General features: G+C 69.2%; 13 protein-coding genes and 1 pseudogene. 9 read left to right on the forward strand and 5 right to left on the reverse strand.

The window, feature by feature from the left end:
- Window positions 1-27: 27 nt before the first annotated feature.
- A complete protein-coding gene (locus ACFYYF_RS13460; RefSeq protein ID WP_388774824.1) occupies window positions 28-1,809 on the reverse strand; it encodes a PucR family transcriptional regulator in 1,782 nt (593 codons plus the stop codon).
- 275 nt (window positions 1,810-2,084) lie between these two features.
- On the opposite strand from ACFYYF_RS13460, the gene dnaK reads away from it, so the two are divergent.
- From dnaK to ACFYYF_RS13505, 9 genes are all read left to right on the forward strand, one after another.
- Entirely contained in the window at window positions 2,085-3,983 is a 1,899-nt protein-coding gene (gene dnaK / locus ACFYYF_RS13465) for a molecular chaperone DnaK (RefSeq protein ID WP_388774827.1), read from the forward strand.
- Between the two features lie 8 nt (window positions 3,984-3,991).
- Window positions 3,992-4,597 carry a nucleotide exchange factor GrpE gene (locus tag ACFYYF_RS13470; protein WP_388774829.1) on the forward strand — a complete coding sequence of 202 codons (606 nt, stop codon included), beginning with the start codon at window positions 3,992-3,994 and terminating at the stop codon, window positions 4,595-4,597.
- Between the two features lie 6 nt (window positions 4,598-4,603).
- The gene (locus ACFYYF_RS13475; RefSeq protein ID WP_388774832.1) at window positions 4,604-5,557 is read left to right on the forward strand and encodes a DnaJ C-terminal domain-containing protein; all 954 of its coding nucleotides are present in this window, start codon (window positions 4,604-4,606) and stop codon (window positions 5,555-5,557) included.
- Window positions 5,554-5,961, forward strand: a complete 408-nt coding sequence (locus ACFYYF_RS13480) for a chaperone modulator CbpM (protein WP_382785515.1) — start codon at window positions 5,554-5,556, stop codon at window positions 5,959-5,961. Before ACFYYF_RS13475 ends, ACFYYF_RS13480 begins: the two co-directional genes overlap by 4 nt.
- Window positions 5,952-8,591 carry an ATP-dependent chaperone ClpB gene (gene clpB / locus ACFYYF_RS13485; RefSeq protein ID WP_388774834.1) on the forward strand — a complete coding sequence of 880 codons (2,640 nt, stop codon included), beginning with the start codon at window positions 5,952-5,954 and terminating at the stop codon, window positions 8,589-8,591. Before ACFYYF_RS13480 ends, clpB begins: the two co-directional genes overlap by 10 nt.
- The gene (gene trxA / locus ACFYYF_RS13490; RefSeq protein WP_388774836.1) at window positions 8,588-9,034 is read left to right on the forward strand and encodes a thioredoxin; all 447 of its coding nucleotides are present in this window, start codon (window positions 8,588-8,590) and stop codon (window positions 9,032-9,034) included. The genes clpB and trxA overlap by 4 nt, the downstream gene beginning before the upstream one ends.
- A 5-nt stretch (window positions 9,035-9,039) precedes the next feature.
- On the forward strand, window positions 9,040-9,303 hold the full coding sequence (locus tag ACFYYF_RS13495; protein ID WP_388774839.1) for a UBP-type zinc finger domain-containing protein: 264 nt from the start codon (window positions 9,040-9,042) through the stop codon (window positions 9,301-9,303).
- Window positions 9,303-11,120: an FAD-dependent oxidoreductase gene (locus tag ACFYYF_RS13500; RefSeq protein WP_388774842.1), complete on the forward strand. Its 1,818-nt coding sequence runs from the start codon at window positions 9,303-9,305 to the stop codon at window positions 11,118-11,120. The genes ACFYYF_RS13495 and ACFYYF_RS13500 overlap by 1 nt, the downstream gene beginning before the upstream one ends.
- Window positions 11,121-11,545: 425 nt before the next feature.
- Window positions 11,546-11,821, forward strand: coding sequence for a GlsB/YeaQ/YmgE family stress response membrane protein (locus ACFYYF_RS13505; protein WP_388774845.1), 276 nt, complete (start codon window positions 11,546-11,548; stop codon window positions 11,819-11,821).
- 186 nt (window positions 11,822-12,007) lie between these two features.
- Here ACFYYF_RS13505 and ACFYYF_RS13510 read toward each other — a convergent pair whose 3' ends face one another.
- The 4 genes and pseudogenes from ACFYYF_RS13510 to ACFYYF_RS13525 all read right to left on the reverse strand — a co-directional run bounded on the left by ACFYYF_RS13510 (window position 12,008) and on the right by ACFYYF_RS13525 (window position 15,455).
- Entirely contained in the window at window positions 12,008-12,352 is a 345-nt protein-coding gene (locus tag ACFYYF_RS13510) for a hypothetical protein (RefSeq protein ID WP_388775702.1), read from the reverse strand.
- A gap of 369 nt (window positions 12,353-12,721) precedes the next feature.
- Window positions 12,722-13,414, reverse strand: a pseudogene (locus ACFYYF_RS13515) (hypothetical protein); the annotation flags it as partial.
- A 999-nt stretch (window positions 13,415-14,413) separates the two neighbouring features.
- On the reverse strand, window positions 14,414-14,971 hold the full coding sequence (locus ACFYYF_RS13520) for a hypothetical protein (protein WP_388774848.1): 558 nt from the start codon (window positions 14,969-14,971) through the stop codon (window positions 14,414-14,416).
- A 211-nt stretch (window positions 14,972-15,182) separates the two neighbouring features.
- The gene (locus ACFYYF_RS13525; protein ID WP_388774851.1) at window positions 15,183-15,455 is read right to left on the reverse strand and encodes a DUF4383 domain-containing protein; all 273 of its coding nucleotides are present in this window, start codon (window positions 15,453-15,455) and stop codon (window positions 15,183-15,185) included.
- Window positions 15,456-15,800: the final 345 nt, after the last annotated feature.

Consider the following 15,800-nt stretch of genomic DNA (forward strand, 5'->3'; position numbering starts at 1 on the left):
CACACCCCCATGAGTTCGAGCGACGCGTCAGCCGCGTCCGCCCAGAACGATCCTCCACACTCGGGTCGCCACCTGGAGGTTCAGCCGGTCCTCGACGTTCGCGAGGTCGTGGCCGCTGATGTCGCGGATGCGCTGGAGCCGATAGCGCAGTGTGCTGCGATGGATCGTGAGGGAGTCGGCGGTCTCGTCGTAATTGCCGCCGCAGTCGAAGTACCGGGACAGGGTCTCCACCATCGCCCCGTGGTGCCGGGCGTCGTAGTCGATGAGCTGCCCGAGCCACTCGTGGACGAACGTCTCCAGTTCCCGGTGATCGCTGCCGGGTCCCAGGATGCGGTAGAGGCCGAGCTCGTCGAAGAACGTCGCGCCGTAGCGCTCGCGGGAGTGGCGGCGCACGTCCAGGGCGCGCCGTGCCTCCTGGTAATGGTGGGGGATGTCGTCCACGGCGTCGCAAGCGGCGCTCACCCCGATCGTCCCGGACCGTGTTCCGGTCTCCCGGGCGAGCGCCTCGTACAACGCGCGGACGTGTGGCCTGTGGCCTGTGATGAGGATGACGTGATCGGCGCGGTGCGTCAGCAGCGAGCGCATGCCCACCGCAACGGCCGCCCGACTCACGGTCTGCGCGAAGGAATCGTCCGCGGCCCGGTTCGACCACTGCACCACGACGACGTAGTGGCTGCCGTGCAGATCGTGTCCGACTGCCGCCGACCGGGCGTAGGCGCTCGGCTCGTCCGTCCCTGCCAGGAGGTCGTCGGCCAGCTCGCGGTGCAGCCTCAATTCCACTTCGGCCAGATCGCGCAGGTGCGTCAGCTCCAGGGAGAGCGACGCGGCGGCGTGTCCAAGCGCGAGTACGGTGTGCTCGTCGGCCTCGTCCCGGGCATCGACCAGCGCCAGCACGCCCAGGATCTCGCCGTGCGGGCGGATCAGGGTGATCAGCCGGTCCTTTATCCGCACCGGGCCGGCCTGTTTGGCGATGGCGTGCAGCATCTCGTCCTGGCGCAGGGGGTCCGGTTCGGGATAGGGGACGGGACGGCCGGGACCGGTCCAGGACCTCAGCCGGCCGAAGCGGTCCTCGATCAGCGCGGGAAGTCCGGTGAGCCCGTGCAGTGCGCGGGTGACGGCTTCCTCGCCGCCACCCGAGGCGGCGACGTCGGCCATGAGGGTGTGAACGGCTCGCTCGTAGCCCAGCTCCGCCACCACAGAGATCAGTTGCCGCTGGAGGGCTGTGTGTTCCTCCCCCAGCCGGCGCAGCTCCAGCGCGTCCTCCCGTTGGCGGCGGTGTGTGAAGACCACTGACAGTGCAGCAGCGGTGTGCCGGACGAGTAGGGCGAGCAGGGATCGCTCGGCCCGGGTGGGTTGAGAGCGGGACGTGACCACGAGGTAGCCGTGGAGTCCCCCAGGTCCGCGTAGCCCCAGGGCCCGGCTCCAGGGCCTGCCGGGCAGGGTCACGTCGCCGTCCTGTCCGGCCAGCTCCCGCACCCTCCGGCCCACGGTCAAGGCATGCGTCTGCCCGTTCCTCGGGCTGGGGACCAGGTCACCGCCCACCTTGAGGTATCCGGCCTCGGCGCTGTACGGCCCCGCGGCGCCTATGTGGTCCATGGTCAGGCGCAGGATCGCACCTTCGTCCGGAGCGCTGGTCAGGGCGCGGGAGAGCGCGACCAATTCGTGGAGGTCGTGGTCGGCCGGGATGCGAGTGGGCAGACGGGGCCCCTTGTGCGTGGCCGTGGGGTGCCGCCCGGCGCTACCCCGGGAAAGGCTGCCCTTCCGGTCGGCGTGGCGGTGGTACAGGCCGTACGCCCGGCTGCCGACCATGGGATCACTCCGTTCGAGGCGGTCGGCTTTCGCGTACCCGCTTCCAGGCCGGTGTACCCGAGACGTGTGGTTTCTTTCTCTCGTGCTCGTGGGGCGACTGGACCCGCGCATTCCTGGCTTGCCAGGCGCAGGCGTGGAGCCACTCGGTTCGTCACCCTGGGGAGTGCTCGAGATTCTCCGTGCGCACCGGTGGGAAACCGGCTGAGATCCCCCCGCCACCTGAACGTATGCGATCCGGAGAGTCGACGCAGGCGCCGCAGCGGGAGGAGTTCCTCATGGCCAAGGCAGTGGGCATCGACCTGGGCACCACCAACTCGGTGATCGCCGTGTGGGAGGGCGGTGAGCCGTCCGTCGTGCCCAACAGCGAGGGCAACCGCACGACACCGTCCGTCGTGGGCTTCACCGACACCGGGGAACGTCTGGTGGGCCAGTTGGCCCGGCGCCAGGCGATCCTCAACCCGAAGGGCACCATCTACTCGGCCAAGCGGTTCATCGGCCGGCACTTCGACGAGATCTCCGACGAGGCGAGGGCGGTGGCGTACGACGTCGTCGAGGGCGACGGCGGGGCGGCCCGCTTCAAGGTGCGCGACAAGCTGTACGCGCCTGAGGAGATCAGCGCACAGGTGCTGCGCAAACTCGCCGACGACGCGTCAAAGCAACTGGGGGAGAAGGTCACGGAGGCGGTCATCACGGTGCCCGCCTACTTCAACGACGCTCAGCGCACCGCCACCAAGGACGCCGGACGGATCGCCGGACTGGAGGTGCTGCGGATCATCAACGAGCCGACGGCGGCCGCCCTCGCATACGGCATGGACAAGAAGGAGCACGAGACCGTCCTCGTCTTCGACCTGGGCGGCGGCACCTTCGACGTGAGCATCCTCGACGTCGGCGACGGCGTGGTGGAGGTCCGCTCCACCGCCGGTGACAGCCACCTGGGCGGCGACGACTTCGACCGGCGTCTGGTGGACTACCTCGCGGACGACTTCCAGAAGGAGAACGGCATCGACCTGCGCAAGGACCCGCAGGCGCTGCAACGACTGTTCGAGGCGGCGGAGAAGGCCAAGACCGAGCTCAGTTCGGTGACGCAGACCCAGGTCAGTCTGCCGTTCATCACCGCCGACGCCTCGGGTCCCAAGCACCTCACCGACTCGATCATGCGGTCCACCTTCGAGCAGATCACCGGCGACCTGGTCGAGCGTTGCCTGGGACCGGTGCAGCAGGCGATGGCCGACGCGAAGGTCGGCGAGAGCGACATCGACGAGGTCATCCTCGTCGGCGGTTCCACCCGCATCCCCGCCGTCCAGACTCTGGTCCGCCGGCTGACCGGCGGCAAGGACCCGAACATGAGCGTCAACCCCGACGAGGTCGTGGCCCTGGGCGCCGCGATCCAGGCCGGGGTACTCAAGGGCGAGGTCAAGGACGTCCTGCTGCTTGACGTCACCCCCTTGTCGCTGGGTGTGGAGACGCGCGGCGGAGTGATGACGAAGATCATCGAGCGGAACACCACCATCCCGGTGCGCCGCAGCGAGACCTTCTCCACCGCCGAGGACAACCAGCCGGCCGTCGACATCGTCGTCCTGCAGGGCGAGCGCGAGCTGGCCGCCGACAACCGGGTGCTGGGCCGGTTCCAGCTCACCGACATCCGGCCGGCGCCGCGGGGCGAGCCGCAGATCGAGGTCACCTTCGACATCGACGCCAACGGCATTCTCAACGTCAAGGCCCAGGACCGGGACACCGGCAAGGAACAGGGCATCACCATCAGCGAGAGCTCCAACCTGGACCGCAGTGAGGTCGAACGCATGGTCCAGGAGGCCGAAAGCAACCGGGGCCAGGACCAGGCGCTCCGCGAGGCCGTCGACGCCCGCAACGAACTCGACGCCGTGGCCTACCAGGTCGAGAAGCGGCTCGCCGAACTGGGAGAGGCAGCGCCCGCGCACGAGAAGGCACGCGCCGAGATGCTCGTGTCCGACGCCCGGGCGGCGGTCAAGGAAGAGGCGGGCGTGGAGCGCGTACGGCCTCTGGCCTCAGAACTCCAGCAGGTGCTCGCCGGGCTGGCGGCCCACCAGGACGCCGCCGCGGACGGCGGCCCCGGCCAGGACGCCGCCACCGGCGGTCCCACGAGCGGCGGTGGCGGCGACGATGATGTCATCGACGCCGAGTTCGACAAGAGCTGAGGCGCGCCATGCCCACCCACCCCCAGGAACCCGACCCGGCCGTGTCGGATCCGGGCGCACGGGTCCCGGAAGGCGCCGGACCCGCTCACGGGAATCTGCCCCAACCGGGTCCGCACCCGCCCGAGGCAGCGAACGGCGAACCGGGACCCGATGCCGCCAGCCCCGCGCCTGCCGAGGACGAGTACACGACCGCGATCCAGGAACTGGAGGACCGCTGGCGGCGCGCACTTGCCGACCTCGACAACCTTCGCAAGCGTCACGCCAGGGAACTGGAGCGCGAACGGGCGGTCGAGCGGTCCCGCACAGCGGCCGCCTTCCTGCCCGTCCTCGACAACCTCGAACTCGCCCTGACGCACGCCGGCGCCGATCCGGGCGCGATCGTGGAGGGTATCCGAGCCGTACGCGACCAGGCGGTGAACGTCCTCGAACTGCTCGGCTACCCGCGGCATGCGGAGACCGGCGTCGCCTTCGACCCGGCCCGGCACGAGGTGGTCGGTGTCGTCCAGGACTCCGACGCCCCACCGGGCACGGTCGTCGAGGTGCTGCGCCCCGGCTACGGGGACGGTGAGAGGCAGCTCAGGCCCGCCGCCGTGACGGTCGCGAAGCGGGAGTGACCGGTCATGGCACGGGACTTCTACGAGGTGCTGGGCGTATCACGGAGCGCGAGCCAGGACGAGATCCAGCAGGCGTATCGCAAACTCGCCCGCCGGTACCACCCGGACGTCAACAAGGACCCCGGGGCGGAGGAGCGGTTCAAGGACCTCAACGAGGCACACAGCGTCCTGTCCGATCCCAAGACCCGGGCCCGTTACGACCGCTTCGGCGAGGATTTCCGCAAGATCCCGGAGGACTTCGACGAACGGGTCGCGGCGGGAGCGGGCGGCGGCTTCCGCGGTCGGAGGACCGCAGGCGGTGGCGGTCCCCACGTCCGGTACGCCACCGGCTTCGGCGACGACTTCGGCGCGGAGGGCATCGACATCGAGGACCTGCTCGGCTCCATGTTCGGAGCCGGAGCCACCCGAGGCGGCGTCCCCGGAGCGGACCAGGAGGCGGAACTGCCGCTCACCGTCGAGGAGGCGTACCGCGGCGGCCGTCGCACCGTCACACTCGCCGGCCCCACCGGGCAGCCGCGGCGCTACGAGGTCGACGTGCCACCGGGCGTCACCGACGGGCAGCGCATCAGGCTTGCCGGTGAGGGTGGCCAGGGCAGTGGTGCCGCCACCGCGGGCGACCTGTACCTGAGGGTACGCATCCAGCCCCACCCCCGGTTCCGGCTGGACGGCCGTGACGTGCACGTCCAGGTCCCGGTCACCCCGTGGGAGGCGGCCCTGGGTGCGACCGTGCCGGTACCCACGCCCGGCGGCGGCACGGCAAAGGTCACGGTGCCCGCGGGCTCGTCCAGCGGCCGACGACTGCGACTGCGCGGCGAGGGCATGCCGAACCCGCGAGGCGCGAACGGCGACCTGTACGCCGAACTCCGCATCATGGTGCCTCCCACCCTCGGCGACCGGGAGCGCGAACTGTTCGAGGAGCTCGCCGCCACTTCCTCGTTCGACCCCAGGAGGACGCGATGAACGACCGACCCCCGGGAGCGGGAGGCATCGGCTGGGCCGGCGCGGGCGCCCGTCCGGTACGAACGGGCGCCGACATCACTGCTTCGACGGCCGTCCGGTACGCGCTCGTGCCCATCCCCAGGCTCTCCCTGGCCACTGTGGCCCTTCGCTCCGGGCTCCACCCCGATCTGATCCGCCGGTTCGTCGCCCTCGGCCTGGTCGACGCCGAACGCGACTCCGGGGGGCGACTGGTGTTCGACGCCACGGCCCCGGCGGTTCTCGCCCGGATCCAGCGGCTGCGCACCGGACTCTGCCTCAACTACGCATCCATCGGCCTGGTGCTCGACCTGCTCGACCGCATCAGTCTGCTCGAAGCCGCCTTGCGCGGCCGCGGCACGAGGAGTGAAACACCCCCATGGACATGAACCGTCTCACCCAGAAGTCCCAGGAAACCCTCCAGCAAGCCCAGAGCGCGGCCGTCGGCATGGGGCAGACCGAGGTCGACGGGGAACACCTGCTGCTCGCGCTTCTCGATCAGGAGGACGGTCTGATCCCGCGGTTGCTGCAACAGGCCGGCGCCGAGCCGAAGGAACTGCGCGCGGCCGTGCGCGAGGAACTCTCCCGCCGCCCGAAGGTCACCGGTCCCGGCGCGGCACCCGGCCAGGTCTTCGTCACCCAGCGCCTGTCCCGCCTGCTCGATGCCGCCGAGCGGGAGGCCAAGCGCCTCAAGGACGAGTACGTGTCTGTGGAACACCTCCTGCTCGCCCTCGCCGAGGAGGGCTCGGCGACCGCCGCCGGACGCCTGCTCAAGGAGCACGGTGTGACCCGGGATTCGTTCCTGGGTGCGCTCACCCAGGTCCGCGGCAACCAGCGTGTCACCTCCGCCAATCCTGAAGTGGCCTATGAGGCTCTGGAGAAGTACGGCCGCGACCTGGTCCTCGATGCCCGGTCCGGGCGGCTGGACCCGGTCATCGGCCGGGACGCCGAGATCCGCCGCGTCACCCAGATCCTGAGCCGCAAGACCAAGAACAACCCCGTCCTCATCGGCGATCCCGGCGTCGGCAAGACCGCCATCGTCGAGGGCCTGGCCCAGCGCATCGTTCGCGGCGACGTCCCCGAGGGCCTGCGCGACAAGACGGTGTTCGCTCTCGACATGGGCTCCCTGGTGGCCGGCGCCAAGTACCGCGGCGAGTTCGAGGAACGGCTCAAGGCCGTCCTGTCCGAGGTGAAGGCCGCCCAGGGGCGCATCCTGCTCTTCGTCGACGAACTGCACACCGTCGTCGGTGCGGGCGCCGCCGAGGGGGCCATGGACGCGGGCAACATGCTCAAGCCGATGCTCGCCCGCGGCGAACTCCACATGATCGGCGCCACCACCCTCGACGAGTACCGCAAGCACATCGAGAAGGACGCCGCCCTCGAACGCCGCTTCCAGCAGGTGCTGGTCGAGGAGCCGGGCGTGGAGGACACCATCTCCATCCTGCGCGGACTGCGCGAACGCCTGGAGGTCTTCCACGGCGTGAAGATCCAGGACACCGCGCTGGTCTCCGCGGCCACCCTCAGCCACCGCTACATCACCGACCGGTTCCTCCCCGACAAGGCCATCGACCTCGTCGACGAGGCGTGCGCCCGGTTGCGCACCGAGATCGATTCGATGCCCGCCGAACTCGACGAGATCACCCGCCGCGTCACCCGCCTGGAGATCGAGGAGGCGGCCCTGTCCAAGGAGACCGACGCCGCCAGCAAGACCCGCCTGGAGGAGCTGCGCAAGGAACTGGCCGACCTGCGCGGCGAGGCGGACGCCAAACACGCCCAGTGGGAGGCCGAACGGCAGGCCATCCGCCGCGTCCAGGAGCTGCGCCAGGAACTGGAGCAGGTCCGCCACGAGGCGGAAGAGGCCGAACGCGCCTACGACCTCAACCGCGCCGCCGAACTGCGCTACGGCCGCCTTCGGGACCTGGAGCGCCGGCTGGCCGCGGAGGAGGAGCAACTGGCCTCGAAACAGGGACAGAACCGGCTGCTGCGGGAGGTCGTCACCGAGGAGGAGATCGCCGAGATCGTCGCCGCCTGGACCGGCATCCCCGTTGCCCGTCTCCAGGAAGGCGAACGCGAGAAGCTGCTGCGCCTCGACGAGATCCTGCGCGAGCGGGTCATCGGCCAGGACGAGGCCGTCAAGCTCGTCGCCGACGCCATCATCCGCGCCCGCTCCGGCATCCGAGACCCGCGCCGCCCCATCGGCTCGTTCATCTTCCTCGGCCCGACCGGCGTCGGGAAGACCGAGCTGGCCAAGACCCTCGCGGCGGCCCTGTTCGACTCCGAGGAGAACATGGTCCGCCTCGACATGAGCGAGTACCAGGAGCGGCACACCGTCAGCCGGCTCATGGGCGCACCGCCCGGATACATCGGCTACGAGGAAGGCGGCCAACTCACCGAGGCCGTGCGCCGCAAGCCGTACTCGGTCGTGCTGTTCGACGAGGTCGAGAAGGCGCACACCGATGTCTTCAACACCCTCCTGCAGGTCCTCGACGACGGCCGCATCACCGACTCCCAGGGCCGCACCGTCGACTTCCGCAACACCGTGATCATCATGACGTCGAACATCGGCTCCGAGCACCTCCTCGACGGCGCCACCGCCGACGGCGAGATCAAGCCGGACGCCCGCGCCCTGGTGATGGGCGAGCTGCGCGGCCACTTCCGCCCGGAGTTCCTCAACCGCGTCGACGACATCGTGCTGTTCAAACCGCTCGGCGAGCGGCAGATCGAGCGGATCGTGGAGCTGCAGTTCGACGAACTGCGCCGCAGGCTCGCCGAACGCCGCATCACTGTCGAACTCACCGCATCGGCAAAGGAGTTGATCGCCCACCAGGGCTACGATCCGGTGTACGGGGCCCGGCCGCTGCGCCGCTACATCTCCCACGAGGTCGAGACGATGGTCGGCCGCGCCCTGCTGCGCGGTGACGTCCAGGACGGCGCGACGATCCGCGTCGACGCCGAACACGGGGAGTTGGTCGTCACCTACGACCAGGCCGAGGACGTGAAGGGGGCGCGGGCGGCATGAGCACGATCGAGGCGACGACCATCAAGTGTCCCCACTGCGGGCGCACGAACCGGGTCCCCGCGGCAGCGGAGGGCCGTCCCAAGTGCGGCCACTGCAAGCAGCCCCTGCCGTGGATGGTGGACGCGGGCGACGACGACTTCACCGAGGTCGCCGAGCGGGCCGACATCCCCGTCGTGGTCGACCTGTGGGCCACCTGGTGCGGCCCCTGCCGCATGGTCAGCCCCGCACTGGAGAAGGTCGCCACCGATCTGGCCGGCCGAATCAAACTCGTCAAGGTCGACATCGACAAGAACCCGCGACTCTCGCAGCGTTTCGAGGTCCAGGCCGTACCGACACTGCTGATCCTCAATCAGGGCGAGACGGTCGCCCGGCAGGCGGGGGCGGCACCCGCCCCCGTTCTGCGCCAGTGGGTGGAAGAGTCGATCACCACCCGGAAAGGGTGATACGGATGACTTTGCATGCAGACCCCCACCTCGCGCTTGTCCAGCCGGTCCAGCCGCTGACCCCGGAAGGGTGTCAGGAGTGTCTGATGCTCGGCTCCCCTTGGGTCCACCTGAGGCTCTGCCTGACCTGCGGGCACGTCGGCTGCTGCGACTCCTCGCCGAACAAGCACGCGCGCAAGCACGCGGCCGCCGTCGCCCATCCGATCGTGCAGTCGTTCCAGCCCGGCGAGGAATGGCGCTGGTGCTACGTTCACGAGGCGTTCGTCTGATGTCCGGCGACCAGACGCTGCCGGGCGGAGAACCGGTACCGGAGGAAGCGAACGAGGCCGTCTCCTGGGAGACTCCGGACATCCACGGCGCGTATCCGCGGCTCACGGAGGACCAGACAGCACGTCTGGCGGAGCGCGGGCAACGCCGGAGCATGGCTCCGAACGACGTGCTGATCCGTGAGGGGGAGCGCTGCGAGACGTTCTTCGTCGTCCTCAGCGGTACGGTCGCCGTCGTCGAGGGCTACGGCACTCCCGAGGAGCGCGTGCTGCGCGTGCACGGCCCCGGTCGCTTCATCGGCGAACTCGGCCTGCTGTACGGACAAGTGGCCTTCTACACCGCTGTCGCCAGGGAGCCGGGCGAGGTCCTTGCCGTCTCCCTGGGCCAGTTGCGTCAGCTGGTGTCCCAGGACTCCACCATCGGGGACATCGTGCTGCGTGCCTGTCTGTGCCGTCGCGCGCTGCTCGTCGGACAGGGAGCCGGCTTCCGCATCATCGGCTCGCGCTATTCGCCCGACACCAGACGGCTGCGCGAGTTCGCCGTCCGCAACCGGCTGCCGCACCGCTGGATCGACCTGGAGACCGACGAGGAGGCCGAGGAGCTGCTGCGCCGCTTCGGTGTCGGCCCGGAGGAGACGCCACTTGTCATCTGGCGCGACACCACCCTGCTGCGCAACCCCAGCAACGCGGAAGTGGCCCGACTCATCGGCCTTCCGTCGCTACCGGCCGGAAACCGTCAAGGCGACGTCATCATCGTCGGCTCCGGACCCGCGGGCCTCGCTGCCGCCGTGTACGCCGCCTCCGAGGGACTGAGCACCACGGTGGTGGAGGCGATGGCCGCCGGCGGCCAGGCCGGCACGTCGTCCCGCATCGAGAATCTGCTCGGCTTCCCCTCCGGCATCTCCGGTGCCGAACTCACCGAACGCGCCGTGCTCCAGGCCGGCAAGTTCGGCGCCAGGATCAGCCTTCCGCTGGAGGCGACCGGTCTCCATCCCACGGGCGAGGACCAGTACGTGGTGGCGTTCGCCGACGGCAGCGAGATCGCCGCCCGCTCCGTCGTGCTGGCCATGGGTGCCCGATACCGCCGGCTCAAGGTGCCCGGCATCGAACGCCTGGAGGCAACGAGCGTGCACTATTCGGCGACCCTCTACGAGGCCCAGCAGTGCCGCACCGACCCGGTGGCCGTCGTCGGCGGAGGCAACTCGGCGGGCCAGGCGGTGCTGTTCCTCGCCGGGCACGCGCCGAAGGTGTACCTGCTGGTCCGAGGGGCCAGCCTTGAGACCCACATGTCCCGTTACCTGATCGACCAGGTCCAGCGCCATCCGCGGGTGGAGGTCATGCTGCACACCGAGGTCACCGAGGTCATCGGCCAGGAGGTGCTGGAGGAGCTCGACGTGGTCGACAACCGCACGGGCAGGCACCGCCGGCTCGCAGTACTGGGCCTGTTCGTCTTCACCGGCGCGGCCCCTCACACCGAGTGGCTCGCCGGCATGATCGCCCTCGACTCCCGCGGCTTCGTCCTCACCGGGTCGGAGGCCAGAGAGGCCTGTGCCTACCCCGAGGTGTGGCGCGGCCGCGGACGCTCGAGCATGACTCTGGAGGCCAGCCTGCCCGGGGTCTTCGCGGTGGGGGACGTGCGCAGCGGTTCGGTGAAGCGGGTGGCCTCCGCGGCCGGTGAGGGCGCGATGGCCATCCACTTCGTGCACCGGCACCTGGGGCACTCAGCCGTACCCGGCACCGCGGGCACGTCGGCGGCTGTCGCGGGCCACTCGGACATCTCCCTACGCATCCGTCACAAGGAGTCCGCATGGCTCGCGTGACGAATGGCGCCGGTCCGCCGCCAGCACGGTGGCGTGGCGGCCTGCCGGCACCCCGCGCGGGCGCGAGCGGTCCTCGGAGACCCGACAGGAGGCCGGGACCGCAATGTGCCCGGGACCAGTTGGATTGGATGCCCATGTGCAGCGGCACCTCTTGAAGCCAGTTGGCATCAGCGCAGGCCGAGAACGTGGCGCAGTGTCAACTACCGATCCTGGTCACAGCCACGGCCCTTTGGCTGGCCCAACATGACGCCACCTTGCAGGCCTGGATCTCGAAGAGGCCACGCGGCCGGCGTCGCCGCATCCCTTCCCCCTCGCGCCAGAACGATGACGACCGTCAAGCTCCGCGTCCACAGTGTTTGGAAACAGCGAAGCGGTAAACACGATGCGTTGACACCAGCTTTATGTGACGAGGTAGGAGACACATCATGGGCATCCTCGCCTGGATCATCATCGGACTGCTCGCCGGCCTCATCGCCAAGGCGCTCATGCCGGGCAAGGACCCCGGCGGGATCATCATCACGATGCTCATCGGTATCGCGGGCGGGCTTCTCGGCGGTTGGCTGGGCAAAGTCATATTCGGCGTTGACTCCATCGACGGCTTCTTCGACGTCTCTACCTGGATCGCAGCCATCGTCGGCTCTGTCATCCTCCTCGCCCTGTACCGGGTCCTGACCGGAAACCGGCGCACCAGCCGCGCCTGACTCACCAGCCTGCACTGCTCAGGTGGCTCCCCCTTTTTCACGAGGGTGGGGCCACTTGCCGTTCGGCCGTCGTGAACCGAGTTCGGGACGTCACATAAATGGCGTAGCGGCGGCGCGGGTGTAGCGGAGCGACGCAGTCCCAAATCTGATAGCAACCGCGGTGCCGCCGAAATACGGGGTCTGTGCTTATGCGGCGCTAGCGGCGATGGCGATGGCGGTGTCCGTGCGGGCGTGGACGACCAGACGCGTGACAGCGATGTCGGGCTGGATTTGGAGCCTGCGCCGAATGGAAGCACTGTGGGTGGCCACGGACATCAGCACGCCGAGGTCGCCGCACAGCAGGTGGGCGCTTAGCACCGCACTGGTTTCCGCGACGTGCGCGTCGTCGCCGAGAATGATGACGACAGCCCTCGGATCATGAGCATGGACGAGATCGCTTATGCGCCTCGGGAGATCGTCCTGGGCCCGGGAGCCTGAGCCGGCGTCCAGCGTCAAAACCAGCACGCCGTGCTCCAGGGAGTGAGTGATCATTGTTTCACGCCTCCTGTGCATGGCCCGAGAGGGGCACACGTGCGAGTACCCGCCATCACATCCATGATGCGGAAACCTCTCCCACGATCGCAGGCTTGTTGAGTGTGTCGCCGTACTTCTTCCGCGGCCCGAGGACCCCCTGGGCAGCGCGAAGCCGATAGAGGACGTTGACCTCCAGCAGCTGGTCGACGACCTCGCGGCAGGCGTCACCGATCTCGGACGCCTGGCTTCGGCGCCAGACGGCGTCCGCATCTGGAAGGCGATCTTCTTCGGCGGATAGTCGCTCTTGTCGGTGCGTTTGCCCTGGTCAAGAGCAGTGTGATTCTTGACGAAATGGCCGTCGTGGAAGACCTGGACCATCGTGGCGGTGGAGCGGACGTCGACCTTGCGGTCGATCAGCTTCCGCGGAACCGAGTAGAAAGTGCGGCCGACCTTGATGTGGATGTACGGGCCGACAGTAGCCGCCGACCAGGGGGCCAGCACGATTCGAAGGCGGCCGGGACAGACGGTGTGGGGTGTGGTGGGAAGGTTTGCAGGCGGTCGCCTGGGCAACGGCGACCGCCTGGTCCTGCCGTGGCTGACCATCACGGCAGACAGCCGCCCTTGCCGGAAGCGAGCGAGGGGCGACGTGACGCCTGATCGTCCCTCAGCCCTCTGACGCCAGGACAGCGACTCGCCCGGAGCCAGTCGCCACCGGCAACAACCCACCCGTCTGCCCGCAGGAAGACCGCCGCATGGTGTCGTACCCGACGCCGCGCCGTTGAACGGATCGGCGCGCGGACATCGACGCTCTTGAGACCCGTGCGTCCCATTCGAGGGCCCGAAGCACTGAGAAGCCCGCTTCGGGCCCTCACCCCTGTGCCGCACCCGCACGGCGCCGGCGCTCTCGTCGATGCAGGATGGCATTGCGGCCCGGCGCCGACTCACCCGCCGATGCCGGGCCGCCTCACCGAGGTCGGTGCACGGCCAACCACCGGGCGCGCGGGCCCGCCCGGATCGTCTCGGACGGCCCGCGTGGTCACAGCCGGTCTCCCCCGCACCGGTGGCGGAGTCCTCGACCATCCCGCGTACAGAACCCGGTTCTGGGAACACTCTCGGCTGATTGATCGCGGCGAGCCGTATCCACTGTGCAGGTCCCGTCGTTCACAGCATGCGCGTCGGCCTAGCCCGCCCGCCGTGGCCGGCGCGCAATCCAGCTGAGGGCGCTCCTTTCGCGATGTGGGCTGGCCCTTCACCGGCGACCCGGGCTCGTAATTGCGGCTCTGCAGGCCCGGGTCGCACCACCCCTTCAGCAATACCGTCACCCGTCTGGCCCGCCGGTATCGCGGCGCTGGGCCTTCAAGACAAGACTGATCCTGACAGGCGGCCCGGAACGCCCCTCCAGTGCATCCCCGGGCCGCCTCTCCTATGCCGCGCCCGGTGGCGTCTCTTGGTCCGCGCGTAGCGTGACCGGATTCCGGCATACCATGCAGCGGCGGCCAGGGGCGGTCGTCCCGGCGGGGAGACGACCAGACGACCGTCCCGCCTGCCACGACATACCACACCAGGCCGACCCGCCTCTCTCATACGAGCCCACAGGACGAAAGGCGGATCACCCATTGCGCACGACTTGTTGCCTCAGGTGATGCGGTGGGCCGGTCAGCACGTCCCGGGACGCCCGATAGCCTCAGGGACGGTTCGGCTCTGACAACGCTCTGGCAGGGCCGGACCGCCCAATAAGGCCACGGCTCCCCCTCCCGGGTCAGGTACGGAAGCGGGACAGCCAGCCGCTCGCCTTTTGTGCGGCAGCCTGTTCCACCGCCTCCAGGCGCAGTCGCTCCCCCACCTCACTTGCCACCCTGTTCGTACCAGAACCGGCAGTCCTTCAGAGCACCGTGATTGGGGCCGGTGACCTTGAGCCTTGCGTGACATGACCAGCAGGATCGGCTGGACGGACCGACGACGGCGGGGCTGCCGAGGCACCTCTCACCGCCTGGAAGCAGCAGGTGATGGGCCGTCAAGCCGATGTATCCGCCGCCTGATTTGCCGGGCGGGTCTCCCCTGGCAGCGCCGGCGGCAACGCTATTGAGCGTTGCGCGCGAGCATCCTGAGGCCCCGGGCCTGCTGGGAGGGACGTTGCTGCTCACCGTGCAGGGCGTTCAGAACGACGAGGCCCGCGGTCAGGGCGGGTACCGCCCACTGCATCAGGGCGAGCTGCTTTTGCGCCCCCTCATAGCTCAGCGGTGCTTCCTCGACCATCTCCTGCTCCTCTACCTTCTCGGACGTGGCCAGATCGACCTTCTTGCCGAGCACGCGCGTGTAGGCGGTAACCGCCAGTGCCGCACCGGTGAGAACCGTCTTGGCGGCGGTGGAAGCGGCAACACCCTTCTGACCAACGACCCGACCACGGTTGGTCACCAAAAGACCGGTACCGCCGAGTAGGTTCGCGCCTACAGCGAGCGCGCCCAGTGGTGCCCACTTCGCCCAGCCCGCCGAGGCGATCCGGGTCGTTCCGGCGTCTGTTGCCCCCTCCGACTCGGCCGCCCCATTGAGTCCGACAGCCCCCATGAGCGCTCCGCCGAACCAGGCGGCAAGACCCAGATCGTGCGTGCTGCGCAAGAACGTGTTGCGTTCACCCATGATGATCCTCCTTCTCGTTACTCATCTCGCGGCATGGCCGCAGCGCATCAGAGTCCAGCGGTTTCTGCGTCGGCCGGTCCGTCTTGCGTCGAGAGGGCCGGGTGACCATGCACGCCCCGACCAAACCGACACGCGACGCCAATCTCGTCACGGCCCGACAGCGCCACAGCAGGCAGTGGCTTCGCCGGCGCCGGGTAAGGCGCGGCGGGCGTCATGTCGTACCGGGTGCTCGGTATGGCGCTTTCGGGTCAGGAGCGCACGAGCTGCGATCATTTCCCAGACCGAGAATCAAGTGCCGCCAGTTGCCGTCCGAGTTGATGGGAACGAAGTTCGCGCCGCTGTCCCTGTCGATGAACACGCCGTACAGCCGCAGCACCACATAGATCACCCCGCCGGTCGGCAGATATGTCATGGCGCGAGCAGCTGATCGCGACAGGGCCGCCTCGCCGCCACCGAACGCCAGGTGAACCAGGTTGTGCAGCACAGACCGGAAGAAGATGCCCAGGCGCTGGGCCTGGGTGCCATAGAGGTGAAGATCATGTTGTTCACGCCCACAACCCGCCAGGCAATGGGCCGCCGGGCGCCGTCTCGCTGGGACACGGGGCCTCCGGCATCCTCGTCGCCCAGCTCGCCCGGGAGCCTTGGACGGTCACACTCGACGGCCCGGAACGTCGCGGGCTACTTCACCTGTGCGGCCCTGGGGGCGTGGACGCGTTGCGTTGAGCAGGATGCACCACAAACGCCGACACAATGCACCCTATCGCCGGGACCGGGGAGCCTGCGCTCATCAGTCACGGGGACGGGGCGCGGCCCCGGCCGACGCCTCATC

This window comes from Streptomyces sp. NPDC001914 (assembly GCF_042891215.1).
Lineage (GTDB): Bacteria > Actinomycetota > Actinomycetes > Streptomycetales > Streptomycetaceae > Streptomyces.

Coding starts and splice junctions, on each gene's coding strand:
- clpB (WP_388774834.1), top strand. CDS start 5,952: ATGGACATGAACCGTCTCACCCAGAAGTCCCAGGAAACCCTCCAGCAA.
- ACFYYF_RS13475 (WP_388774832.1), top strand. CDS start 4,604: ATGGCACGGGACTTCTACGAGGTGCTGGGCGTATCACGGAGCGCGAGC.
- ACFYYF_RS13510 (WP_388775702.1), bottom strand. CDS start 12,352: ATGATCACTCACTCCCTGGAGCACGGCGTGCTGGTTTTGACGCTGGAC.
- dnaK (WP_388774827.1), top strand. CDS start 2,085: ATGGCCAAGGCAGTGGGCATCGACCTGGGCACCACCAACTCGGTGATC.
- trxA (WP_388774836.1), top strand. CDS start 8,588: ATGAGCACGATCGAGGCGACGACCATCAAGTGTCCCCACTGCGGGCGC.
- ACFYYF_RS13480 (WP_382785515.1), top strand. CDS start 5,554: ATGAACGACCGACCCCCGGGAGCGGGAGGCATCGGCTGGGCCGGCGCG.
- ACFYYF_RS13460 (WP_388774824.1), bottom strand. CDS start 1,809: ATGGTCGGCAGCCGGGCGTACGGCCTGTACCACCGCCACGCCGACCGG.
- ACFYYF_RS13500 (WP_388774842.1), top strand. CDS start 9,303: ATGTCCGGCGACCAGACGCTGCCGGGCGGAGAACCGGTACCGGAGGAA.
- ACFYYF_RS13470 (WP_388774829.1), top strand. CDS start 3,992: ATGCCCACCCACCCCCAGGAACCCGACCCGGCCGTGTCGGATCCGGGC.
- ACFYYF_RS13495 (WP_388774839.1), top strand. CDS start 9,040: ATGACTTTGCATGCAGACCCCCACCTCGCGCTTGTCCAGCCGGTCCAG.
- ACFYYF_RS13520 (WP_388774848.1), bottom strand. CDS start 14,971: ATGGGTGAACGCAACACGTTCTTGCGCAGCACGCACGATCTGGGTCTT.
- ACFYYF_RS13505 (WP_388774845.1), top strand. CDS start 11,546: ATGGGCATCCTCGCCTGGATCATCATCGGACTGCTCGCCGGCCTCATC.